The 23,458-nt window shown below is 64.9% G+C and carries 18 protein-coding genes; 5 read left to right on the forward strand and 13 right to left on the reverse strand.

Features of this window, described 5'->3' with window-relative positions:
- The first annotated feature begins 74 nt into the window (after positions 1-74).
- On the forward strand, positions 75-1,229 hold the full coding sequence (locus M2395_RS02525; protein ID WP_053159253.1) for an alpha-hydroxy acid oxidase: 1,155 nt from the start codon (positions 75-77) through the stop codon (positions 1,227-1,229).
- A 144-nt stretch (positions 1,230-1,373) separates the two neighbouring features.
- Here M2395_RS02525 and M2395_RS02530 read toward each other — a convergent pair whose 3' ends face one another.
- The 10 genes from M2395_RS02530 to M2395_RS02575 form a co-directional block, all read right to left on the reverse strand.
- Entirely contained in the window at positions 1,374-1,934 is a 561-nt protein-coding gene (locus tag M2395_RS02530; protein ID WP_015636044.1) for a flavin reductase family protein, read from the reverse strand.
- Positions 1,935-1,958: 24 nt separating this feature from the next.
- The gene (locus M2395_RS02535) at positions 1,959-3,194 is read right to left on the reverse strand and encodes a cation:proton antiporter (RefSeq protein ID WP_019094363.1); all 1,236 of its coding nucleotides are present in this window, start codon (positions 3,192-3,194) and stop codon (positions 1,959-1,961) included.
- Between the two features lie 154 nt (positions 3,195-3,348).
- Complete coding sequence (locus M2395_RS02540) at positions 3,349-4,440, reverse strand: Rieske 2Fe-2S domain-containing protein (RefSeq protein ID WP_123430555.1); 1,092 nt, start codon at positions 4,438-4,440, stop codon at positions 3,349-3,351.
- A 24-nt stretch (positions 4,441-4,464) separates the two neighbouring features.
- A complete protein-coding gene (locus M2395_RS02545) occupies positions 4,465-6,168 on the reverse strand; it encodes an NAD(P)/FAD-dependent oxidoreductase (RefSeq protein WP_065364322.1) in 1,704 nt (567 codons plus the stop codon).
- 42 nt (positions 6,169-6,210) lie between these two features.
- Positions 6,211-7,296 (reverse strand): monodechloroaminopyrrolnitrin synthase PrnB family protein, encoded by a 1,086-nt coding sequence (locus tag M2395_RS02550; RefSeq protein ID WP_053159249.1) that lies wholly within the window; start codon positions 7,294-7,296, stop codon positions 6,211-6,213.
- Positions 7,296-8,909, reverse strand: coding sequence for a tryptophan halogenase family protein (locus M2395_RS02555; RefSeq protein WP_011061881.1), 1,614 nt, complete (start codon positions 8,907-8,909; stop codon positions 7,296-7,298). Before M2395_RS02555 ends, M2395_RS02550 begins: the two co-directional genes overlap by 1 nt.
- A 525-nt stretch (positions 8,910-9,434) precedes the next feature.
- Positions 9,435-11,180 carry a ubiquinone-dependent pyruvate dehydrogenase gene (gene poxB, locus M2395_RS02560; protein WP_047337157.1) on the reverse strand — a complete coding sequence of 582 codons (1,746 nt, stop codon included), beginning with the start codon at positions 11,178-11,180 and terminating at the stop codon, positions 9,435-9,437.
- 118 nt (positions 11,181-11,298) lie between these two features.
- Complete coding sequence (locus M2395_RS02565; RefSeq protein WP_233447066.1) at positions 11,299-12,363, reverse strand: FAD-binding oxidoreductase; 1,065 nt, start codon at positions 12,361-12,363, stop codon at positions 11,299-11,301.
- 152 nt (positions 12,364-12,515) lie between these two features.
- The gene (locus tag M2395_RS02570) at positions 12,516-14,057 is read right to left on the reverse strand and encodes an MFS transporter (RefSeq protein WP_011061878.1); all 1,542 of its coding nucleotides are present in this window, start codon (positions 14,055-14,057) and stop codon (positions 12,516-12,518) included.
- Positions 14,054-14,551, reverse strand: coding sequence for a heme-binding protein (locus tag M2395_RS02575; RefSeq protein WP_123430557.1), 498 nt, complete (start codon positions 14,549-14,551; stop codon positions 14,054-14,056). Before M2395_RS02575 ends, M2395_RS02570 begins: the two co-directional genes overlap by 4 nt.
- Positions 14,552-14,655: 104 nt before the next feature.
- On the opposite strand from M2395_RS02575, the gene M2395_RS02580 reads away from it, so the two are divergent.
- The 3 genes from M2395_RS02580 to M2395_RS02590 all read left to right on the forward strand — a co-directional run bounded on the left by M2395_RS02580 (position 14,656) and on the right by M2395_RS02590 (position 17,909).
- A complete protein-coding gene (locus M2395_RS02580) occupies positions 14,656-15,537 on the forward strand; it encodes a LysR family transcriptional regulator (protein ID WP_185057772.1) in 882 nt (293 codons plus the stop codon).
- A 75-nt stretch (positions 15,538-15,612) separates the two neighbouring features.
- Entirely contained in the window at positions 15,613-15,990 is a 378-nt protein-coding gene (locus M2395_RS02585) for a VOC family protein (protein WP_041118828.1), read from the forward strand.
- Positions 15,991-16,346: 356 nt separating this feature from the next.
- Positions 16,347-17,909: a TerC family protein gene (locus tag M2395_RS02590; protein WP_047287607.1), complete on the forward strand. Its 1,563-nt coding sequence runs from the start codon at positions 16,347-16,349 to the stop codon at positions 17,907-17,909.
- 31 nt (positions 17,910-17,940) lie between these two features.
- On the opposite strand, the gene M2395_RS02595 is transcribed toward M2395_RS02590, so the two are convergent.
- The 3 genes from M2395_RS02595 to M2395_RS02605 form a co-directional block, all read right to left on the reverse strand.
- A complete protein-coding gene (locus tag M2395_RS02595) occupies positions 17,941-19,041 on the reverse strand; it encodes a GGDEF domain-containing protein (protein WP_123430559.1) in 1,101 nt (366 codons plus the stop codon).
- Between the two features lie 240 nt (positions 19,042-19,281).
- On the reverse strand, positions 19,282-20,433 hold the full coding sequence (wecB, locus tag M2395_RS02600) for a non-hydrolyzing UDP-N-acetylglucosamine 2-epimerase (RefSeq protein WP_123430561.1): 1,152 nt from the start codon (positions 20,431-20,433) through the stop codon (positions 19,282-19,284).
- A gap of 569 nt (positions 20,434-21,002) precedes the next feature.
- Positions 21,003-21,980, reverse strand: coding sequence for a LysR substrate-binding domain-containing protein (locus tag M2395_RS02605; protein WP_123430562.1), 978 nt, complete (start codon positions 21,978-21,980; stop codon positions 21,003-21,005).
- Between the two features lie 136 nt (positions 21,981-22,116).
- Here M2395_RS02605 and M2395_RS02610 point away from each other — a divergent pair, with 136 nt between their 5' ends.
- Positions 22,117-23,418: an FAD-binding oxidoreductase gene (locus M2395_RS02610; protein ID WP_015636032.1), complete on the forward strand. Its 1,302-nt coding sequence runs from the start codon at positions 22,117-22,119 to the stop codon at positions 23,416-23,418.
- The last annotated feature ends 40 nt before the right edge of the window (positions 23,419-23,458 follow it).

The following is a 23,458-nucleotide window of genomic DNA, read 5'->3' on the forward strand; positions in this document are numbered from 1 at the left end:
GCGCGAAATCTTTTCCCGGTGACGTCTCGGGCGGGCCGTTAATCTCGCGCTGAACCTCAATCGGGAGCGGGCCAATGCCCATCATCACCTGTATCGAAGACCTGCGTGCAATGGCCCAGCGACGGGTGCCGCGAATGTTCCATGACTATGTCGATGGCGGCTCCTGGACCGAGAGCACCTACCGAGCCAACCAGGCCGACTTCAGCACGATCAAGCTGCGCCAGCGAGTCGCGCGCAACATCGAGCATCGTTCGCTCAGCGCTCGCAGAATGGGCATCGACATGGCCATGCCGTTGGCCATTGCGCCCACTGGCCTGGCGGGGATGATCCACGCCGACGGCGAGATCCTTGCTGCCCGCGCCGCCGCCGCTGCCGGCATTCGCTACACCTTGTCGACGGTCAGCATTTGCTCCCTGGAGGACATCGCCGAAGCCACCGTCGCACCTTTCTGGTTCCAGCTCTACGTCATGCGTGACCGCGAGTTCGTCGCCAGCCTCATCGACCGGGCCAAGGCCGCTGGTTGTGATGCCCTGGTCCTGACCCTTGATCTGCAGTTGAGCGGCCAGCGCCACAAGGACCTGAAAAACGGCCTGAGCATTCCACCGCGACTGAACCCCTCCAGCCTGTTGAACATCCTCGGCAAACCGCGCTGGATCAAAGGGATGTTGAGTACCCGTCGTCACCACTTCGGAAACATCATGGGGCATGTCAAAGGCGTGGATGACATGCGTCAACTGGCCGACTGGACCTACCAGCAGTTCGACCCTTGCCTGAGCTGGGACGACATTCAATGGATCAAGGAACGCTGGGGCGGCAGGTTGATCCTCAAGGGCATCCTGGATGTGGAGGATGCCCGCCTGGCGGCTGACAGCGGCGCCGATGGCCTGATTGTCAGCAACCATGGCGGACGCCAGCTGGACGGTGCGCCCTCCAGCATCAGCATGCTGCCGGCGATCGTCGAGGCGGTCGGCGAGCGGATCGAAGTCTGGCTCGACAGCGGTATCCGCAGCGGGCAGGACGTGATCAAGTCCCTGGCGCTGGGCGCCCAGGGGGTCATGCTCGGGCGCGCGCACCTGTATGGCCTGGGGGCGATGGGTGAGGCAGGGGTGGCCAAGGCCCTGGAGATCATCGCCAGAGAAATGGACCTGACCCTGGCCCTGTGTGGGCACACCGATGTGCAGCATCTGGATCACAGCATTCTGTTGCCGGGCAGCTACCCTCTGCCCTAGGCAGTGCTGCTCGCAGCCTGGCCAGCGGGTCGCGCTGGGCCCTGGGTGAGGCGCTTGCCCTTGAGCCACTGAGGTCGAGCTGCTGCCACATCAAGGGGCACCTGGATCAGTGACCCTTCCCGGCAAAAGATCACATGAGCCGGGCTATTCGTGCTTGAGGACGCTTTCTGCTCTATTGCTCCCTAGACCTCGGTACTGGCCTGCATGGAAGACCAGCGGTTCTGCGCCGCTGTAGCGGTATTGTTCGATCTCGCCAATGAAGATCAGGTGGTCACCGCCCTCGTACTGGGTGACGTTGCGGCACACCAGCACTGCCACCACATCGTCCAGCACCGGGGCTCCCGCCTTGCCATAGGAATGAGCTACACCAGCGAACTTGTCGGCTGCTGCCCGTGCGAACTGCTCCGACAGGTGGTGCTGGTGCGCGCCCAGTACGTTGATGGCGAAGTGGCTCGCGGAGCAAAAGGCCTTCAGGCTCGGTGCCGTGCGTGCCAGGCTCCAGAGCACCAGCGCCGGTGACAGCGACAGTGAGGAGAACGAGTTGGCCGTCACACCGACGTTGCGGCCGTCAGCGGTGCGGGTGGTGATCACGGTCACACCGGTAGCAAACTGTCCCAGCACGTTGCGCAGTTCACGGGCATCGCGGACATCGCGGCCCTCGGCATCGAGCAAATCGTGAACTTTGGTTTCGGTGGCAGCAATCATGGTGAGCTCTCCCCTCAAGCTGGCTCAGGCGGCCTGTTGGCTCATTGCGCGTGTTTGCATGCGCAGCGTGAATCGAACCAGCGGTGCGGTCAGCGCCGTCGTCACCAGCGCGAACACCACGAGGATCGTGTAGACCTTTGGCGGAAGAATCTGCATCTGCAGGCCGATTGACAGGACGATTAGCTCCATCAGCCCGCGCGTATTCATCAACGAGCTCACCAGCATCGCATCGTGCGGCGCCAGCCCAGTGCCACGCGCGCCCAGATAGCTGCCGCCGAACTTGCCGATGAATCCGCCCACGAGGAATACCCCGCACCACATCCATGATGCCGCGTCGTCGATCGTGCCGACCGACGCATGCAGCCCCGCACACGCGAAGAACACCGGCATCAGTACAAGCTTGACGAAACCTTCGACGTTATCGCGCCACTCCTTCGCGACGCCGGGCACGCGCCGCACGAACAGCGCCGCCGCAAGTGCGCCAAATGCACTATGGAATCCGATCAGCGACGTCGCGAGTGCCGAGGCTATTACAAAGCAGAGCAACACGGCCAAGCGGTCGCGCGTCGCATGCGCAGTCGAGGCGAGCCGCGCAAGCACCGGTCGCACCACGAAGCGCACCAGGAGCGCGCATAGCACCAGGTACACGAGCAGGCTGACGAGCATGTGCGCAAATGCCCAGCCAGGCCCGCTCGATAGCGAGGCAATCGTTGCCAGCAGCATCCAGCCGAGCGCATCCGTCAGCATCGCGGCAGACATTGCGTGCCGTGCGCCGACCATGGCGCCGAGCGCCAGGTCGTCGATGATGCGCGCCATCACCGGCACCGCTGATACCGCAAGTGCGACACCGCAAAAGAGTATGTAGGGCAGCGCCGGCACGTCGCTGGCGAGCGTATCTTTCGAGACGATGGCGACGATCATGCCGATCGCGGCCGGCGCGATGAGCCCGCCCGCCGCGATCGCGACAGGTATGCGCCAGCGCTTGCCGCGCAGCGTCTCGCTCAACTCCATATGCAGACCGATCTGAAACATCAGCAGTATCAGGCCGACTTCGCCGACTTGCGCCATGGCTGACAGCGTACGTGGGCCGAACAACAGGTCGTAGAAACTCGGTGCGATCACGCCGAACAGCGAAGGCCCCAACAGCAGGCCGGCCGCGATCTCGCCGACCACCGCGCACTGGCCGAGCCGTTCGGCAAGGCGGCCGCAGAGGTTGCAGAGCGCGATCACCAGCACGAGTTGCAACAGCCAGATGGTCATCAATACCTCGCAAAGAGCGACACCGACACCAAGCGGGTGGCCGCGAGCCCAAGCGGGTCCGCCGCGCCGTACGCCGTGATCTCCGTGACGCAGCTCGAAAGGTTCGCAAGCGCCGGGCAGCGCGACGCGACCGCTACCGGCTCGGCCTCACGCATTACTGCTCACTCGCGACACGGTCGACCCAGCCGCGGTAGAACGCACGGTACTTGAGCACGAGCTTGTCGTACTTGCTGTACGCGCCGCCGCCGTCGGGCTTCATCCCGTTCCAGATTTTGACGTCGTACCCCGCTGCCTGTCTGGTCTGCAGCCCGAACAGCACGAAGTCGGTCGCACGGCGCAGGACGCCGCCCACCTTCTTGATCGAGATGAGCATGTGCATGATGTTCTTGCCGTCGCTCACCGGTGTCACACACTGGAGCAGTTTGTATTTGACGTCTGCGTCCAGGGCAACGGTCATGATGCACCCGCCGGGGTAGCCATCGAAGTGCAGGTTCATCTGCGACATGTTCAGGCCGAGCGCGCGCGACAGCATGCCGAGGGGGCCGAAGTAGCGGTTCACGTGGAAGTCGATCCCGGCACCGAACCACGCGCCCGCCCGGGCCAGCGACTCAACCTCCGGCCACCGGCTCCAGTCGTCGAAGAGCTTGAGCTCGAAGGCCGAGATCGGGAGCGCGTGCACGGGGGTTGCGTGCTGTGCGTCGTAGAAGTTCTCGACGATCCGCAAAACCGCCGTCGTCGTCTCGAACGCGAAGTGCAGGTGCATGAAGTCGCCGTTGTCGACGTCGGCTGCGGTGATTTCGGGCAGCGGGTGCAGCGGCTGCGGGGAGCCGTACCAGACCCACACGTAGCCGTATCGCTCGGTGGTGACCAACGTCGGCTGGCGCGCCGCGCGTGGCACCGGCTCCAGCTGGCGCACCACCTCGCTGTGGCCGGGGATGTGAACGCACTTGCCTTGCTCGTCGTAGCGCCAGTGGTGAAACGGGCACTGGATGCACCCGTCCTTGATCCGCCCGTCAGCCAGGTTCGCGCCCAGGTGCGAGCAGTGGCGGTCCATCACCACGGCCTGCCCCGTCGCTGCGCGCCACGCCACGTACGGACGGCCAAAAAGCGTCAACTCCTTCGGCTTGTCCCTGAGGTCGTTCGAGCGCATCGCGACGTACCAGCTCGCGGCCACGCGTGTGGTCGCGTCGTACGCCCCCGGGGGATGCTTCTTGACGTTCGCTTGATCCAATTGAATGTTGTTCATCGCGTGTGTGCCGTCCTTGGCCGACTACTTCTTCAGAGCCAAGCCGATGCGGGTGGTGATGTACGCCTTGAGCAGCGCGAACATCGGGTTGTAGTCGAAGTACTTCTTCACCTCTGCCGGCGCGCGGGTTTGCGTCCAGTACATCAGCTTCATCGCCGGTATCAGGCTGTACTTCGAGTTGTTGAGCTGCGGCTTGTCCCCGGTGATGCAGTACCCGAAGCCGAACATCGGCTTGGCGAAGTCTCGTTCGTCGATGAGGGCGTGAATCCGCAACGCGGCCTCCTCGGCCGACTTGTGCCCGGCGCTCACGGCCTCGACCTCGGCTTTGGCGTCGTTGAACAACTGGTAGTACTGCTCCATGTCCGCGCACAGGTACCCGAGGTACGGCGGGTCGTTGTCGAGGTGATCGAGGTCGCCCTCGTCACGCGACGCGCGAAACCTCGCGTGGGCTTGCACCAGCCGGAACTGCCCGAGGATAGTGCCGACCGCCCACAGCCGGTGGAACGCGTCCCATAGGCGGAAGTCCGAGAACGCCGTGTAGCAGCAGCTGACGAAGTCGTCGTTGTGGTCCAAAAGCTTTTGCTGCAGGCGCTCGATGTACTCGAAGCGCTCGGGGGAGAAGTCGTCGTCGCGTAGCGCCTTGATGAGGCGCGCCGCGAGCGCGTGGATGGTCACCGCGGTGTTCTCGAGCCCCCGGGAGAAGAGCGGGTCGATGAACCCGTTCGCGTGCAGCATCAGGCAGTAGCGGTCGCCGACGCAGGCGTTCGACGAGAACTGCAGGCGGTCGGTCTTGACCCAGTCGCGCACTGGCACGGCGTCCCGGAACTGAGCGCCGATGCTCGGGAACCGCGCGAGGAACTCGTCGAATTCCTGCTGCGCGGGAATGTCGGTTTTCGGGTAGATACGCGGGTCGAGCTGCAGGCCGACGCTCACCAGGTTATTGGTCGAGCGCGGGTGGTTGTTGAACGGAATCACCCAGAGCCAGCCGCCGGTAAACATGTGGTGCAGGGTTCCTTCGTGCCAGCGCCAGCGCTGCCCCTTGACCTTGAAGATGTCGTCGAACGGCTTGACCCCGAGCATGTGCGTGTAGAGGCTGCGCGAGTGCGTCTTGAAGCGACACGGCTCTTCGCGGAGCCCGAACTTGGTCGCCAGCGGCGCGCCGGGTCCTCCGCAGTCGATCATGTACCGGCCGGTGAACCGCTCGCCCTCGGCGGTGGTCACCGCCACGCCGTCCTTGTCCGCGTGATATTCGGTCACGCTCGTCTTCTGGCGGACCGTGCAGCCATATTTGATGGCCGCTTGCAACAGATAGGCGTCGACGTCCTGCCGGTAATAATGGCTCTCCGGCCCCCACGGCAGCTCGGGAATGACGCACTGCGTGAACTCCTTCGGGTCGTGCTCCTGGCCAGGTTTGTGGAACACGAAGCCGAAGTTGCGCTTGATGCCCGTGCTCGACGAAACGTAACGCTGCGTCGAGTAGAACGAGGTGATGTGGCCGAGCTCCGGAATGTCGTAGCGATCAGCGATGATGCGGTTCATGAGAGACGTTTCGGGGATCGACGATTCGCCGATCGTGAACCGCGGGTGCGACGACTGCTCGATGATCAGCACGCGAAACTGTTGTTTGGCCAGGATGGCCCCCATCTGGGTACCGGACATGCCCGAACCGAGGATGATTACGTCGAAGTGGTTGCTATCGTGTCCGTTCGCGGGGCTCTTCTGAGTCATGGGGGCAAACTCTCCTTGTGAGATAACACTGGGTCGCGCGCATCAGGATTCATCGAGCGCGGCACGGATGCGGGACCGCGCGGCACAGGTGAGCGTGAGTAGATCGCCGAGCATGCTGGGCGCGTAGCCCCCGCTGCCGGTTGTGGGGCCGCTGCGCCCGGCTTCGTATGCCCGCTCCGCCAATTTGAGGTGAGGCGCCCGGAAGCGCAGCAGGACCTTGAAGACCCGCTCGAGGGCCGTCAGCCCAGCCCGGACGTGCTCGCCCTGCGTACCCACCGCTCGCGCCTCGTCGAGCGCGCGGTCGATGAGCGCCGGCTCTGTGGCGAACCGAGCGTAGACCGCCCTGTACGCGGGAAGCACGTAGGGCAGGTACGTCTCTTTGAATTCTCGATAAGCTGGGTCGTCCGATTGCGAGCCCCACAGGACGTGCTCCAGCACGAAGAGGGGCATTTCTACGGCACCGGGGCCGAGGTAGCTCTGGCCCCCGACTCGAATCGGTTCGTAGAAGGGGCGCAGCTCATCGTAGAAGACCTGGGGCGAGATGAAGCGGTACGCGTAGACGATCGATTCGACCATTTTCTGCAGGTAGGCTTCCAGCTCATCGCACCCTTGCGCGAACGCGGGCGAGCGCAGGGATACATCGGACAGCTCGACGGTCAACGCGATGGCCGCCTCGAGGGCCGCCATCGAAATGCGCACGCTCTCGAGCAGGTGCGCTTCGTCGGGCAGCCCGGTGTAGCTCCGCTGCGCATCGGCCGCCGCCGGGTTCCAGACCGTCACATGCAGGAGTGTCTCGCGCGGCGGCAAGTCGGTCACCCGTGCCAGGTCGAGCAGCACCCGTTCAAGCCCGGGCACCAGGTCCACGGGCTCATGTCCGTGCCGCTTGAGCGACCCCAGGAAGAAACCGATGTCCCGCATCGCGGCGGCGGCTTCGACGAAGCCCCAGCTGGAGGGCACGCCGCGCACCGGGAGGAACTCGCGCAGCAAGCCGACGATGCCGGGCACGTCCTTGTCACGGTTCAGGGCCGGCAGCTGCAGAACCAGCGCGCGCGCCTGTAGCGGATCGCAGGCCGCCACGGCAGCGTGCGTGGCCGCGAATGCGGATACCCGGTTCAAGGTGCGTTCCACTACTGGCGTTCCTGCGCCGCGAGCGTCGGCCCGTGCTGGTTGCGCGACAGCTGCGCGCCGTCACGCAGTGACCGCAGGTAGTCGTAGTTCGTCGGCAGGCTCGTGCGCAGGCGCTCGGCTTCGCGCCGGATGCTGGCGAACATTGCCTCGGCCTTCTGGATCGACTCCGGTCGGTGCTGCAGGAGCGGCAGCGACCGGTCGGGCAGCATGCCCAGGCCGGCAAAGATGCAGTAGTAGTTGCCGTTCAACCAGAAGTTCTTGAATTCGTAGTCGAAGGTCTCGTAGTACGTGGAATCGTCGAACGAGGTGGTGGTCAGCGGCAGCCCGGCCTTGTAGCGCTCAACCTTCTCCTGGATGGCGTCCGAGAGCCGCAGTTCGTGCCGGTTCGCGAGCCAGAACGGCGTGTCTTCGCGCGACGTAGTGAAATAGTGCGCCTGGACGAAGTCCCGGCAGTCGTCGAACATGTAGACGATCTCGGCGTTGAATGCGTCGCGCAACCGCGGGTCGAACGAGGTGTCGGGGAAGTGCTTCACGAGTTGGTAAAGCGCCGCGTAGATGAAGTAGATTCCCGTCGATTCCAGGGGCTCCAGAAAGCACGACGACAGCCCGATCGAGACGCAGTTGTTGACCCACGCCCGCTTGTTGCGCCCGACCCGGAACTTGATCTGGTTGAGCTGCTGATTGTCCGAGAGGCCCCAGAGTTTGAGGAAGTCGGCGGTGGCCTGGTCGCGCGAGGTGAACTTGCTCGAGAAGACGTAGCCGCTGCCGAACCGGCCCAGCATCGGAATCTTCCAGGTCCATCCCGAGTTCATGGCAATCGCGGAGGTGTAAGGCTCGACCCCCTCGCGCGCGTCGTCGTTGGGTACGGCGCTGGCGACCGCGCTGTCGCACAGCAGGTAGTCGGACATGTCGATGAAGGGTTCCTTCAGGGCCTGATTGATCAGGAGCCCTCGCATGCCGGAGCAGTCGATGAACAGGTCCGCCTCCAGCGTCCGCCCTTCCTTGGTTAACAGGGTGGAGATGTAGCCGCGGTCGTTCAGTTGAACCTCCACGACCTCGTCGACCACGCGATTCACCCCGCGCTCGACGGCCCAGCGCTTCAAGAAGTCGGCCACCAGGTGCGCGTCGAAGTGCCACGCGTGGGACATCTGGCGGGTGCCGTCGGCCAGGCAAGGTGCCAGCTTGCCGTCGAGGGCCCCGGGCTGCGGGTAGCACGCGTACGCCATCGGTTGCTGGAAGCCCTGTTCGCGCTTGCGCAGCCAGTAGTGGGTAAGCGGCACGCCGTCGCAGTTCGGCACGCTGCCGAACAAATGGTAGAAGTAATCTTCGCGCGATGGGTCGGGAGATTTTCTCCAGTTCACGAACTTGATCGCGGCCTTGAAGGCGCCGTTCACTTGGGGCATCCACTCCCGCTCCGGTATCCCGAGGAAGTCGAAGAACACCTTCTGCAAACTCGGGATGGTCGCCTCGCCCACGCCGATCCGGGGGATCGCCGCAGACTCGATGAGCGTGATGTTTACCTGCTGTTGGAGCGCCCGGACGAGGTACGAAGCGGCCATCCAGCCCGCGGTGCCGCCGCCCACGATGACGATATTCTTGATCGGCTTGTTCATAACACTCCCTGTTTCGAGGCGGGCTGTCTGTGAGGAGGGGAAGGCCGCCAGTCTCTGTGCATCCGTGCAAGAGGCACATCAATGTGCTTGTCGGATTTAGACTCTAGCCTGCCGGAAAAGCGATGCACCTTCCGTTTCCGAATTAGCATTCAAAAAAGCAAAGGCATTTGGTCTAAAGGAAAATATTGCGTAGGTTTTTTGCGCCTGATCAGTCGGCCGCTGAGGGGGGGGCTGACGTTTGGGCATGCCTTCATCCGCTGCCGATCTTGAAAGAGGCGAGCCGCTCAAAAATGATCGGATCACTGAAGGAACGCGACGGTTTTCTTGTCCCGCTTGTGCTTACGGCCAATCCGTTGGCGTGCAGTCGAAACGTCTTGTCTTAATGGATAAGAGGCGAGGCCTGCGGAGGTGGTGGTTTTCCCAACGCCACCCTCGATGGATGCTACTGCCACCCTTTTCATGGACACAGGCCTCTAATGTGGGTGCATTAGAGGCTGCGATGGCATGCCCGGGGGTAGAGCCTTTCTAGGTGATCTTGAACCAACTGTCCTTGAGCCAATTGGTCTTGGCCAGTTCGATCACCTCGTCGCCACGCCCGCTCATCACCGCCTTGAGCATGTACAGGCTGAAGCCCTTGGCCTGTTCCAGCTTGATGGCCGGCGGCATGGCCAGTTCCTGGGTGGCGGTGACCACGTCCACCAGCACCGGGCCGTCATGGGCCAGGGCGGTGCGCAGGGCGCCTTCCAGTTCTTCGGAGTTTTCCACCCGCAGGCCGAGAATGCCCATGGCGTTGGCCATGGCGGCAAAGTCCGGGTTGTGCAGGTCGGTGCCGGTGTCCAGGTAGCCGGCGGACTTCATTTCCATGGCCACGAAGCCCAGGGAGGCGTTGTCGTAGACCACGATCTTCACCGGCAGCTTGAGCTGGGCCAGGGAGATGAAGTCGCCCATCAGCATGCTGAAGCCGCCATCGCCGGACAGCGAGATCACCTGGCGCTGGGGGAAGGCGGCCTGGGCGCCCATGGCCTGGGGCATGGCGTTGGCCATGGAGCCGTGGTTGAAAGAGCCCAGCAGGCGCCGCTGGCCGTTCATTTTCAGGTAGCGCGCGGCCCACACCGTGGGGGTGCCGACGTCGGCAGTGAAAATGGCGTCTTGGTCTGCCAGTTCGCTGAGCAGCCGGGTCAGGTACTGCGGGTGGATCGGCCGGCCAGCGGGCGAGGGCTGGGCCAGGTCGTCCAGGCCCTGGCGCGCCTTGGCGTAGTGCTTGAGGGATTCTTCGAGAAAGCGGCGGTCGCCCTTATAGGGCAGGCGCGGCAGCAGTGCGGCGAGGGTTTCGCCGACGTCGGCGGCGATCCCCAGGTCCAGCGGCACTCGCCGGCCCAGGGCCTGGGGGTTGCGGTCGATCTGTATGACGCAGGCGTCGCTGGGGTAGAACTGGCGATAGGGAAAGTCGGTGCCGAGCATCACCAGGGTGTCGCAGTTGAGCATGGCGTGGTAGCCGGAGCTGAAGCCGATCAGGCCGGTCATGCCGACGTCGAAGGGGTTGTCCCACTCCACGTGCTCCTTGCCGCGCAGGGCGTGCACCACCGGTGCGCCGAGGGCGTCGGCCAGGGCCACCACCTGATCGTGGGCGCCGGCGCAGCCACTGCCGCAGAGCAGGGTCACGGCCTTGCTCTGGCTCAGCAGTTCCACCAGCTTGTCCAGGTCGTGGGGGGCGGGCAGGGTGCGCGGTGCGTGCAGGGCCGGCCATGGCTTGCTGGCGGCGGGCACCTGTTGCAGGGCCACGTCGCCGGGGATCACCACCACCGCCACGCCGCGGTTGAGGATCGCGCTGCGCATGGCCCGGTGCAGCACCTCGGGCATCTGCGCCGGGTTGCTCACCAGTTCGACGAAGTGGCTGCACTCCTTGAACAGCTCCTGAGGGTGGGTTTCCTGAAAATAGTCGAGGCCGATCTCCGAGGAGGGGATCTGTGCGGCGATGGCCAGTACCGGCACATGGTTGCGGTGACAGTCGAACAGGCCATTGATCAGGTGCAGGTTGCCCGGCCCGCAACTGCCGGCGCACACCGCCAGTTGCCCGGTGGCGGCGGCTTCGGCGCCGGCGGCAAAGGCGGCCACCTCTTCGTGGCGCACATGCATCCACTCGATGGTCTGCATGCTGTGCAGAGCGTCGGTGAGGCCGTTGAGGCTGTCGCCGGTCAGCCCCCAGATACGCTTGACCCCGGCCTGTTCAAGGGTGGTTGCCAGTTGCTGGGCGATGGTGATGTTCGCCATGAAGAGCTCCTGCGGTCCGCTTAAGAAGTCGTGCAATCAAAAGAGGACAACAGGCGAGGGCGGATGATTCCGTGAAATCTTGCAGGCCCTGCCGCGGTGTGGCGACAGGGGCTGGTGTTCAGGCGAAGCGTGCCGGTCGGCAGGCGGCCAGTTCGGCGCAGGTTTGCCCGTGCAGCAGTTCCTGGCTGATCAGGCGCGCCACCGTGGGGGCCAGGGTCACTCCGGCGTGCATCACCGCCAGGTACAGGCCCTGGTAGCGGGTGCTGGGGCCGATGATCGGCAGTTGGTCCCCGGGCATCGGCCGCAGGCCGACTTCCACGCTGCGCAAGGTGATGGCCTGGGCGCCACGGAACAGCTGGCGGATGCTGGCCAGGGCCTGTTGCGCGATGGCCTCGGGCCCCAGTGGACCCTGGGCATCGATATAGTCCTCGGCCAGCAGCAGGCTGCCGTCCGCCGCTTCGCGGATTTCCAATTGGCTGTTGGAGACCAGGGTCTTGACCAGGCCCGGTGGCGCATTGATGCGGATCAGGATCGACGGCGAGGCTTGCACCGGCAATTGGATACCCAGGGGCGCGAGCAGGGCCGGGGTGGCGCAGCCGCTGGCGAGCAGCACCTGGTCGGCACGGTGGAGCCCGGCGGCGGTGTTTACCCCGAGTACCCGCCGGCCTTCGACCCGCAAGCCAAGTACCCGGGTCTGGTCGAACACCCGGGCGCCGTGGGTGCAGGCCGCATCGAGCAGGGTGCGGGTGGCTGCCACCGGGTCCAGGCTGCCTTCGCCGGATGCATAGCGGGCACGCTCCGGCAGCACTTGCAGGTGGGGTTCCAGTTGGGCAACCCCGGCCCGGTCCAGCCACCGGGTCGAGGCCTCGGCGGTTGGCTCGTCGGTATCTGGCGCTTGCTGGTCGGCCGCGCCGTAGGTCAGCGCGCCGGACCAGCGGATCTGCAAGGCCGGCAGTTCGTGCTGCAGGCGGCGGTAGTCTGCCAGCGCCTGGGCCCGCAGGGCGCGGGCGGCTGCCGGGAACTCGCCGTGGGGGTTGATCCAGGCAAAGGAGTGGCGGGTGACGCCCGAGCCCGGGCTGTCCTGTTCCAGCACGGTCACCTGCGCGCCCTGGCGGGCCAGGTGGTAGGCAATGGCGGCGCCGACAATCCCGGCGCCCACCACGATCACGCTTGAAGGCTTCACGCTCACCTCGTTATCCATTCAATGGGGCGTTGCGAAGGGCGCACCTTAACCGTGGCGGATTGCCCCAGCAATTGAACGAGTGTTGTGAAATTGCAAGCGGGCGGGCCAGGACCGCTGCCGCAGGCGCGGCAGCGGTTTGTGCAGTGCCTGGGCTATTGCAGCTTCAGCGTCAGCCCCGATGCCTGGGGCAGCGGGTTGCGCATCAGTCGGCCCACCACCAGGGCGCCGAGCAGGGCGAGCATCCCGGCCACCGTCAGCACCAGGCCGAAACCACCGACAAAGGCCTGCCGGGCCAGGGGCTCGACCAGGGCCCGGGCATCGGGCGGCAAGCCGGCCATCGCGCCCTGCATATCCCCGGCCACCACCCGTGAGGCAATCTCCGGTGCCTGCTCCAGCCAGTGCCCGGGCACGGCGTGCAGGCTGCCCTGCAAGAGCTGCTGGGTATGGCTGGCCAGCAGCGCACCGAACACCCCGATGGCCAGCATGATGGCGCTGAAGCGCATGGTGGTGCTCATGCCCGAGGCCATGCCGGTGCGTTCCCGCGGCACGCAGGCCATGATGTTTTTCTGCGTGTCGCCATTGAGCAAGCCGGCCCCGGCGCCGGTCACGGCGATTGCCAGGGCGAAGTTCAGGTAGCCCCCGGCGTGTACCGCCCAGGCGCTGAGCAGGTTGCCGCAGCCCACCAGGGTCAGCCCTGCGGCCATCAGCGTGGCCGGCGCATAGCGCCCGGCCAGGCGTGCGCCGATCCGCGGGCAGATGAGCATGGTCAGGGCGAAGGGCAGCATGCCCAGGCCCGAGGCGATGGCCGAGAAGCCCAGGCCGTTCTGCAGGTAGAAGGGCAGCAGCGTCATCATCACCTGGGCACAGCCGGCGTAGGCGAACATGCCCAGCAGGGCGCCGATGAAGCGCGGGTGGCGGAACAGTTGCAGGTCCACCATGGGCCGGCTTTGCAGCCGCTCGATCAGCACGAACAGCCCCAGCAGCGCCACGCCTGCCAGCAGGCGGGTGGTGGTGGCCGGGTGGCTCCAGCCGATGCGGTTGGCCTCGATCAGGCCCCAGATCAGGCACAGCAGGCTGGCGCTGAAGGCCAGGCTGCCCCAGGGGTCGAGGCGCGCCGCCTGGGTATCCCGGGATTCCGGCACGTTGCGCAGCACACTCCACAGCAGCAGCGCACCCACCGGCAGGTTGAAGTAGAAGATCCAGCGCCAGCCGAAGTACTCGGTGATCAGCCCGCCGACCGTGGGCGCGGCAGTCATGGCCATGCCCATGCAGGCACCCCAGAAGGCCCAGGCCTTGGCCCGTTCCACTTCGTCGTGGAAGGTATGGCCGATGGAGGCCAGGGCCGAGGTCAGCAGCAGCGCCGCGCCCACCCCCTTGAGCGCCCGGGCGATGTCCAGCAGCAGGGCGTTGGGCGCCGCGCCGCAGCCCAGGGAGGCGAGGATGAACAGGCCCAGGCCGCAGAGCAGGGTGCGCTTGCGGCCGAAGCGGTCGGCCAGGCTGCCGGCGGGCAGCAGCAGGGCGGCGAAGGCCAGCATGTAGGCGCTGACCACCCACTCGATATCGGCGAAGTTGGCCCCCAGGTCACGGGCGATGCTCGGCAGCGCCACGGCGACGATGTTGGTGTCCAGAACGATCAGCGAACAGACCCCGGATGCGGTGAGCAGGGTCAGGCGCGGGTTGACGGAGCGGTTCATTGCGTGGCCTGCCGACTGAGGGTGGCGAGGGCGGCCAGGGCGATTTCATCGTCGTGGGCCGGGGTGTCGGCACTGACCCCGATGGCGCCGATCACCTGGCCGTCGACGATGATCGGCTGGGCGCCTTTCATCATCACCAGGCCGGCGCTGAGGGCGGCGGGGCGGCCGCCATTGACGGCGTTTTCCAGATCCCCGGAGGGCCGCTTGAACAATGCCGAGGTGCGTGCCTTGCCCTGGGCCAGCTCGACTCCGGCCACCACTGGGGCGCCGTCCATGCGCGCGCCGAGTATCGGCCAGCCGCCGTCGTCGACGATTGCCACGGCGCAGGGCCAGCCCTTGGCCTGGGCGGTTTGCTGGGCGGCCCTGAGCAGGCGCTGGGCGTTGTCCAGGGTAAGGATTGCCTTTTGGGCAACGACGGGGCGGCTGTCCTCGGCGGCCGCGGTCTGCAGCACGCAGCAGGTGATCATTGCCAGAAACAGGGGTTTGACGCGCATGGTAGAGGCTCTCTACTGTGAAGGTTCGCTCAGCTTATCCCGGCCTTTCGCGGTCTTTGTTAGCTGCTGGCGACCAGTTCATTACCTTTGAGCTAATGCCCATTATGGAAATTCGTCACTTTCGCTACTTCCTGGCGGTGGCCCGGCAGCGCAATTTCACCCGCGCCGCCGAGCAATTGGGGATTGCCCCGCCCACCCTGAGCCGGCAGATCCAGGACATGGAGAACACCCTTGGCACCCGGCTGTTCCTGCGCCAGCAACGCGAGGTCAGCCTGACCGAGGCCGGCGCCACCCTGCTGCTGGAAGCCGAGGCCACGGTGCGCCAGTTCGAGTTTGCCCAGCGCAATGCCCAGCGTGCCGGGCGCGGCGAGATCGGCCATATCGAACTGGGCTATGTGGCCTCGGCGGTGTATTGCGGGCTGTTGCAGAAACAGGTGCAGGGCTTTGGCCGCGACTGCCCGGACGTCAGCCTCAACGTGCGGGAGTGCCCGATGGCGACGCTGCCGGCGCGGATTGCCGATGGTCGCCTGGACGTGGGCTACATTCGCTCGCCCATGACATTGCCGGAAGGGGTCGAGGCCATTCGCCTGGACGCCGAGGGCTTTGTCCTGGCGCTGTCCGATGAATCCTGGCTGTGCCGCCTGCCGCAGATCGCCTCCGAACACCTGCTCAATGAAACCTTCATTCTTCCGGAGCAGATCAGCGGCACCTTGCAGGTGGCGGCCCAGGGTGCCTACGCCCCCAAGCTGGGCCCCCAGCCCGGCGGCCTGGTGGCGGTACTGGCCCTGGTGTCCCTGGGGCAGGGCGTGGCAGTGGTGCCGGAGTCGGTGGTGGGCCACATCAGCCTGCCCCATGTGCTGTACCGGCCGATTGGCGGCAGCTCGGCGACGTCCTGGCTGTCGCTGATCCACCGGCGTTTCGAGCAGGCACCGGCGGTGGTGCGCTACATCGAGCAGGTACGGCGCGAGTACCGCAGCAAAGCCTGATGGGGCATGTTCAAGCGATGGCCCGGGTCGCATAATCCCCGGGCCTTTCCTTTCGCTTCAGGAGCTGCGTCTTCGATGATCGACCACCTTGACCACCTGGTACTGACCACCATCGACCCGATTGCCGCCGAGGATTTCTACGTCCGCGTGCTGGGCATGCAACTGGAAACCTTTGCCGGCGGGCGCAAGGCCTTCAAGTACGGCAACCAGAAGATCAACCTGCATGTGCGCGGCCAGGAGTTCGAACCCAAGGCCCACCTGCCGGTGCCGGGGGCGCTGGATTTGTGCTTCATCGCCAGCGTGCCCCTGGACCAGGTGATTGCCCATCTGCAACAGGCCAACTGGCCGATCATCGAAGGGCCGGTGCCGCGCACCGGCGCCACCGGCCCGATCCGTTCGGTGTACCTGCGGGACCCGGACCTGAACCTGATCGAGATTTCCGAGCAGTTGTAGCGGTGCCGGCCTGCGTCAGAGACGCGGGCCGGATAAAATCTTGTAATGATTTCCCGCTGGGGAATCGCCTTGCCCTCCCTGTAATCTCCAAGTCCGTTTTTTCCTTCAGGACTTGCATGAACACGCTCTCGGAGCCCCCCAGTCGGCGCTCTTTCCTCGCTTTACCCCATGATTTCTCGCGCCATCCGGCGGCCCTGAGCCCCAGACGCTCAGGCAGCCATTCTCCCGGTTGCACTTGCCTGGCACTTGCCACTTCCTGCCTTTATCCGCCCGTACCCGAGGTTTTGCAGCCCCTGCACCTTGGCGCTGCGTCGCGCCTGGCCGTTTGAATTTTCCGGAGCACTTGAGTCGTCGTTATGGAATGGATCGCAGACCCCACGGCCTGGCTTGGCCTTTTGACCCTGATCGTCCTGGAGCTGGTGCTGGGCATCGACAACCTGGTGTTTATCGCCATCCTCGCGGACAAGCTGCCGCCCGAGCAGCGCGACCGTGCGCGGATCATCGGCCTGTCCCTGGCGTTGTTGATGCGCCTGGGCCTGCTGGCCAGCATCTCGTGGATGGTGACCCTGACCCAGCCGCTGTTCGAGGTCTTCGAGCACAGCTTCTCGGGGCGTGACCTGATCATGCTGTTCGGTGGTGTGTTCCTGCTGTTCAAGGCCACCATGGAGTTGCATGAACGCCTGGAGGGTCATGTCAGCCAGCGCACCGGCAGTACCACTTACGCCTTGTTCTGGCCGATCGTGGCGCAGATCGTGGTGCTCGATGCGGTGTTCTCCCTGGACGCGGTGATCACCGCGGTGGGCATGGTCGAGCACCTGTCGGTGATGATGATCGCGGTGGTGGTGTCCATCGGTGTGATGATCGTCGCCAGCAAGCCGCTGACTCGTTTCGTCAACGCGCACCCGACGGTGATCATGCTGTGCCTGGGCTTCTTGATGATGATCGGCTTCAGCCTGACCGCGGAAGGCTTGGGTTTCCATATTCCCAAGGGTTACCTGTATGCGGCCATCGGCTTCTCGATCCTGATCGAGGTGTTTAACCAGATCGCCCGGGCCCGGCGCAAGAAATCCATGCAGGGCCTGCGGCCGATGCGCGAGCGCACGGCCTATGCGGTGATGCGCCTGCTGGGTGGGCGCAGGCTGGCGGCGGAAGAAGTGGGCGAGGAAATTGCCGACTTGCTGGAAACTGATGAGGCCCCCAGCAGCGAGCTGTTCGACCGCCGTGAGCGGGTGATGATCAGTGGTGTGCTGCAACTGGCGGAGCGGCCGATCCGCAGCTTGATGACGGTGCGTGCCGAGGTCGACTGCATCGACCTTACGGATAGCCCGGAGAGTATTCGTACCAAGCTGATGCATTCTTCGTACTCGCGCCTGCCGCTGATTCGCGATGGCGCGGTGGATGAGCCTTTGGGCTTCGTGCACAAGAAGGAACTGCTCAAGGAGTACCTGGCGGGCAGCGAGCCGAACCTTGAGCATCTGGCGCGCAAGACCATCAACCTGCTGGACAGCTTTTCGATCCTCAACGCCCTGGAACAGATGCGCCAGGCGTCCACTCACATTGCCTTTGTGATCAACGAATTCGGTGACTTCATGGGCATCCTGACCATGACCGACATTCTCGAATCCATTGCCGGCGAGCTGCCGGATGCCAGCGAGATCGAAGGCCCGGATGTGATCGAAGAAGAGGGCGGGTTCCTGGTCAATGGTGCGCTGAACCTGCCTCAGGTACGCCAGCGGACCGGCTTCGGCGCTGAACCCACCGAGGACTACCAGACCCTGGCCGGTCTGGTGATGAGCCTGCTGGACCGCCTGCCGGTCAAGGGCGATAGGGTGGAGTGGGCGGGCTGGAGCCTGCAGGTCAGGGCAGTGGAAGAGCGCCGGGTAACCCAGGTGCTGCTGTCGCGCAGGAGCGTGGACTGACACTGGGGCCTCTTCGCTGGCAAGCCAGCTCCTACGCGGGTGGTGCGGGCCTGCCGGCTGGATGGAAGGTGTAGCGATCCTTGCCGCCGTGCTTGGATTCGTACAGCGCCTGGTCGGCCTTGATCAGGGCCTGGTTCAGGGGTTCGCCAGGCTCGACCCGGGCCAGGCCCATGCTGATGGTCACTGGGTGCCGGGTCGGCTGGTCGCGCACCACCTGGCACAGCCGCGCGGCCAGCGCCTCCACATCCGCGCGGGGCACGTCGGCCAGGTAGATGGCGAACTCCTCGCCGCCCAGGCGGGCATAGTCGAAATCCCTCATCACTCCCTTGATATCGGCGGCGATGCGCTTGAGCACTTCGTCGCCGATGTCATGCCCGTGCACATCGTTGACCTTCTTGAAGTTGTCGATGTCGACCATCGCCAGGTAATGGTCGTGCTCCCGGGGCAGAGCCTGCAGGCGCTGGCCGGCGCGGGCCATGAACGAGCGGCGGTTGGGGATCTCGGTGAGGGTGTCGAGGTAGGCCTGGTCCAGCAGCAACTTGGACATGATGTAGTTGTGCAGCCGGGCCTGGCGCAGGGTGATGAAGCTGTAGAGGGTCAATGCGCTGAGAAACAGCGCGTACACCAGCACCAGCAGCCCCTTGAGTTCCTGCAGGGTGGTGCTGGTGCGCCAGAACGGATTGAGCACCAGCCAGGTGATGAAGATGGCGCTGACGAACGACCAGCGTCGCAGAGGCATCACCGAGGCGCCGTAGAGCATGCTCGACGCCCCGAGAATCAGCCAGACCGGGCGCTGGTCGATGGGCAGCCCCTCGATCACCAGGCGTACGCCGATGGTGATGGTCAGCACGAACAGCAGGTTGATCCACTGGAAGTGCCGGTCCTGGCGGGTGAAGCCGAGGATGATGGTGGTGAAGGATAGAATGCTCAGAAAGACCATCGAATAGGCGGTGAAGCCCTGCTGCCCGGGAAAGCTGACGATCAGGTCGAAGATCAGCCAGATCAGGATGCTGGCGGTGTAGATCAGGACGCAGAAGCTGCGCAGGCGTTCGAAATCATGTTGCGCGAATTCAAGCTTCAAGGCCGCCGGAGCGGCCTGTTTGAGCACTTGTTCTTCAAGGGTTCTGAACATCGCGGGCCTTGGGTGTGAGCTGATGATCCAGCAGCGGCTTGCCCCAGGGGCGATAGCGCAGGGAGAACACCGCGCTGGGGTTGGAGGGGGCGCGACGATCCGCTGCTTGAAAGTGTAGGTCGTCCAGTTCAATCGGCAGGTACCTGCCAGTGACCGGTAGCTTCCAGTTCTCGCACAGAGTGTGGAGCCATATGGCCAACTGGACGTTTTGCGACTGCGGGCTGCGGAGGCTGCCCGGGCTCATGCCGGAGTACGGGGGGCTTGGGCCTCCAGCCAGGTGCACAGGCGGCGGGCGATGTGTTCGCTGGCGCGGCCGTCACCGTAGGGGCTGTACACGCGGCTCATGCGGGCATGCAGCTGTGCATCGTCCAGCAGTTCGCTGGCGTGGTGCACGATGCGCTCGCGATCGGTGCCCACCAGCAGCACGGTGCCGCCTTCCAGCACCGACGGCCGCTCGGTGACCTCGCGCAGCACCAGCAAGGGCTTGCCGATGGCCGGGGCCTCTTCCTGGACGCCGCCGGAGTCGCTGAGGATGAAGTGCGAACGTCCCATCAGCCAGACAAAATGCTGATAGTCCTGGGGCGCTACCAGGTAGATGTTCGGCTTGTTCGAGAGCAGGCCGTACACCGCGTTCTGCACCTGGGGGTTGAGGTGTACCGGGTACACGAACTGCACGTCCGGGTAGCGCTCGGCCAGGGTTGCCAGGGCTTTGCAGATATCGCGGAAACCGTCACCGAAGTTCTCCCGGCGGTGGCCGGTGATCAGCACCATGCGCCGGCTGTCGTCGAGCACCGCCAGGGGCGAGTTGGCCGCGGGGCGCCAGTGGGTGTGCTTCTGCCGGTTGCGCATCCACAGTAGCGCGTCGATCACCGTGTTGCCGGTGACCTCGATGTTTTCAGCGGGCACGTTTTCCCGCAGCAGGTTGGTTGCGGACCTGGCGGTCGGGGTGAAGTGCAGGTCGGCGATGACCCCGGTCAGGCGCCGGTTGGCTTCTTCGGGCCAGGGTGCCTGGAGGTTGCCAGTGCGCAGGCCGGCCTCGACGTGGCCAATGGGCAACCGCCGGTTGAAGGCAGCGAGGGCGGCGATAAAACTGGTGGTGGTGTCGCCATGGACCAGCACGATGTCCGGTTTCAGGCGCTCGTAGCTGGTGTCCAGGTGGATCAGCAGTTGCTGCGACAAGCCGTTGAGGGTCTGGCCCTGGGTCATCACTTGCAGGTCCACATCGACCTCGAGCTCAAAGGCGTCGAGTACCTGTTTGAGCATTTCCCGGTGCTGGCCGGTGGAACAGATGTGCAGCTCGATACCTGGCCAGTGCCTTAGAACCCGAGCCAGTGGTGCCATCTTGATCGCCTCAGGACGTGTACCGAAAACCATCATGACCTTGAACGACATGGACCCTCCCTGGGATTGTGAAAACCGGACCTGGCGTTGAGATCAAAGCAGTGAGAATCACTCTTGTCCAACCAGGAGTGCAGGCGCTGATAGCGCTCAGGTTCGCGGTTTAGCGGGAAAAGGGGGCTTGCATTGATCCCGGAGGCAGCAGGTTTCTCGGCGGAAAGAAAACACTGGGCGCAATGCAAGATGATGTTGCGCAGTTCGGCTGCCCGTTAAGAAGAGTCAGGCTGATTTAAGCCATTAAATTGACGCCAATACCATTTGTCGGGAGGCTTTTAATCAGGCTTAGAGGCTCGTGTCAAAATGACGTCGCGCGCTGCTAGAATGCGCGCCATGACTCACCCCGAGAGTGAGTGTGTTGATGACTGCCTGGTTCGTGGAGTGATGCTGTGGGTCGTGCTTTAGCGGTGTATGTAGTGGGGATGGCCCTGGTGCTGGCGTGTTTTGCCTGGGCAATGGTGACGCTCTACAGCTGAGCGCCGGCGGCGCTCGAGCTTTCCCGGGCAGTGTTCATCGGCCCTTCAATGTTGTTTGCCCAGGCCCATGAGCAGCAGGGCCTGGTCCAGTCATTCAGCCAGGGATTTACTGCCACCCAGGGTGGGCAGGGCTGCTGCAATCGCCCCAGCCAGGCCTCGTGCCGCGGGCAGATCCCGTTCGGCTGCCTGAGCCTGGAACCAGTTCAATACGGTTTCGCAGGCCGGATGCGCGGCGCCGCTGTCGCGTAGCCACAGGGCATAGACCCCGCCGGTCTTGAGCGCCTGGCCAAAGGGGATCAGCAGGCTGCCCCGGGCAATCGAGTCCTGGGCCAGGATCAGGTCCGTCATGGCCACCCCCAGCCCCCGGGCCGCGGCGTCCAGGGCCAGGTCGTCGAGGTTGAACAGCAGATGCTTGTAACTGTGGGGCGTCTGGTCGTCCTGGGCCTGCAGCCAGGCGGTCCATTCCTGGCGGCTGGTAGAACCGTGGATCAGCGCGTGCCCGGCCAGTTCCTCCAGGGAGCGCGGCGGCAATTGCCCGTCACTGAGCGTTGGGGCACACACCGGTACCAGGTATTCGTCGAACAGCGGGGTCAGCGGCCGCTCGTCCAGGCCTTCAGGCAGGTACAGCACATAGGCGTCGCAATCGCCGCCGGGGTCTACCGTGGCTCCGCCCACGGTCTCGATCGACAGGCACAGCCCAGGGTTGGCGGCGTAGAAACCGCTGAGCCGCGGCAGCAACCAGCGCACCGCCAGGGAGACAAAGATGCGGATGCGAAACGGCCGGTCCAGGGGCGCCGGGGCCAGGCGATCCTGCAGGGAGCCGAGGGACCTCAGGACTTGAGTGGCCACCGTGCAGACATCGCGCCCCTGTTCGGTCAGCGAGACCCTTCGGCTGCTGCGCTCGAACAGGCTGACTCCATAGTGCTCCTCCAGTTGCTGGATCTGCCGGCTCACCGCGCTCTGGGTCAGGTGCAGGCGCGCCGCGGACTCGGTGAAGCTGTGGGTCTGGGCCACGCTGACCAGGGTCTGCAGGGCCTGCAACGAGGGCAGTCGAAGAGGGTTATCCATGCGTTTTCCGAATAGATGGATGAATTAATAACGTTCGAAATAAAGCCGTCATATCCATAGATTGTAGGCATGTGGCGCCGGGTTGAGTGTTCTGTTGAATGCTCCGGGCGCATGGATTGTGCAGGAGTGACAGGCTTTGAACAATGTATGTGGCTGGATCGCCCTGGCAGGGCAGACTTCCCAGCGGCCAACCCTCAAGGGCCTACAGAAAGCCGATTGGCTGATCATTGGCGGTGGCATCACCGGCCTCTCGGCGGCCCATGCCCTGGCGCGGATGTTGCCCCAGCAACGCATCGTCCTGCTGGATCGCCAGCGGGCGGCCCAGGGGGCTTCGGCGCGCAACTCGGGGTTTGTGGTCAGCCATGAATTGCCCGGCGCCGATGAGTTGCTGGGCCGGCCCGGCCACTCGGCCTATCAGCTTGCCTGCGGCATCGGCATCGCTGCCGGTGAAGAGGTGCGCCGGCGCATTGACGAGTTGGGCATCGAGTGCGAGTTCGACGCTGGCGGCTATCACTTCGCCGTGCACCAGGGGCAGCACTTGCAGGACAGCGGCGCCCGAGTCGCCACCCTGAATGCCGCGGGCGCCCAGGCCCAGTACCTGGAAGGCGCGGCCTTGCAGCAGCGCCTGGGCAGCGGCTTCTACCAGCGGGCCATCCACTGCGCCGGTGGCAACGCGCTGCTGCAGCCGGCCAAATACGTCAAGGGCCTGCTGGAGCGCCTGCCGGAGCGGGTAGAGGTGTTCGAGAACAGCCCGGTGCAGGACCTGCAGCCTCTGCCGGGCCGGGGCTGGCGGGCGGTGACCGGGGAGGGCGAGATCCAGGCGCCCCAGGTGCTGGCCTGTGTCGGTGCCTTTCTGCCCCGGCTCGGAGTCCGGCACAGCCGCACCTTCCCCCTGGAGCTGAGCGCCAGCATCACCCGGCCCCTGCAGGAAGATCACTGGCAGCGGCTGCTGGATGAGCAGGGCTGGGGCGTGCTCTCCACCTTGCCCGGGGCGGCCACGGTGCGCCTGTTGCCCGGGCGCCGCCTGCTGATGCGCAACACCGTCGAGTATCGCCAGCGCGATCTCGGCCCGGCGCAGTTGGCGGTGCGCCGCCAGGAACACCTGCGGGGCCTGCAAAAGCGCTTTCCCGGCATTACCGATACCGACCTGCAATACACCTGGACCGGGCACCTGAGCGGCACCCGTTCCGGCGAGCCGTACTTCAGCCGGGTCGCCGAAGGCCTGCACGCGGTGGCCGGCTGCAACGGCTCGGGGGTGGCGCGGGGCACCCTGTGGGGCAGGCTGCTGGTGGAAATGGCCGCCGGCTGCGACTCCTCGCTGCTGCGGGACGTGCTGTCCCAGGCCCGGCCCGGCTACCTGCCACCCCGACCGTTTTTCGACATTGGAGCAAGCTTGCGCATGGGCTGGGAAGTGCAGCGCGCGCGACACGAACGTTAACCGTCGCGGCGAATGAAACGCCGCAATAATAAGAGCACAG

Source organism: Pseudomonas sp. BIGb0176, assembly GCF_024810175.1.
Taxonomy (GTDB): domain Bacteria; phylum Pseudomonadota; class Gammaproteobacteria; order Pseudomonadales; family Pseudomonadaceae; genus Aquipseudomonas; species Aquipseudomonas protegens.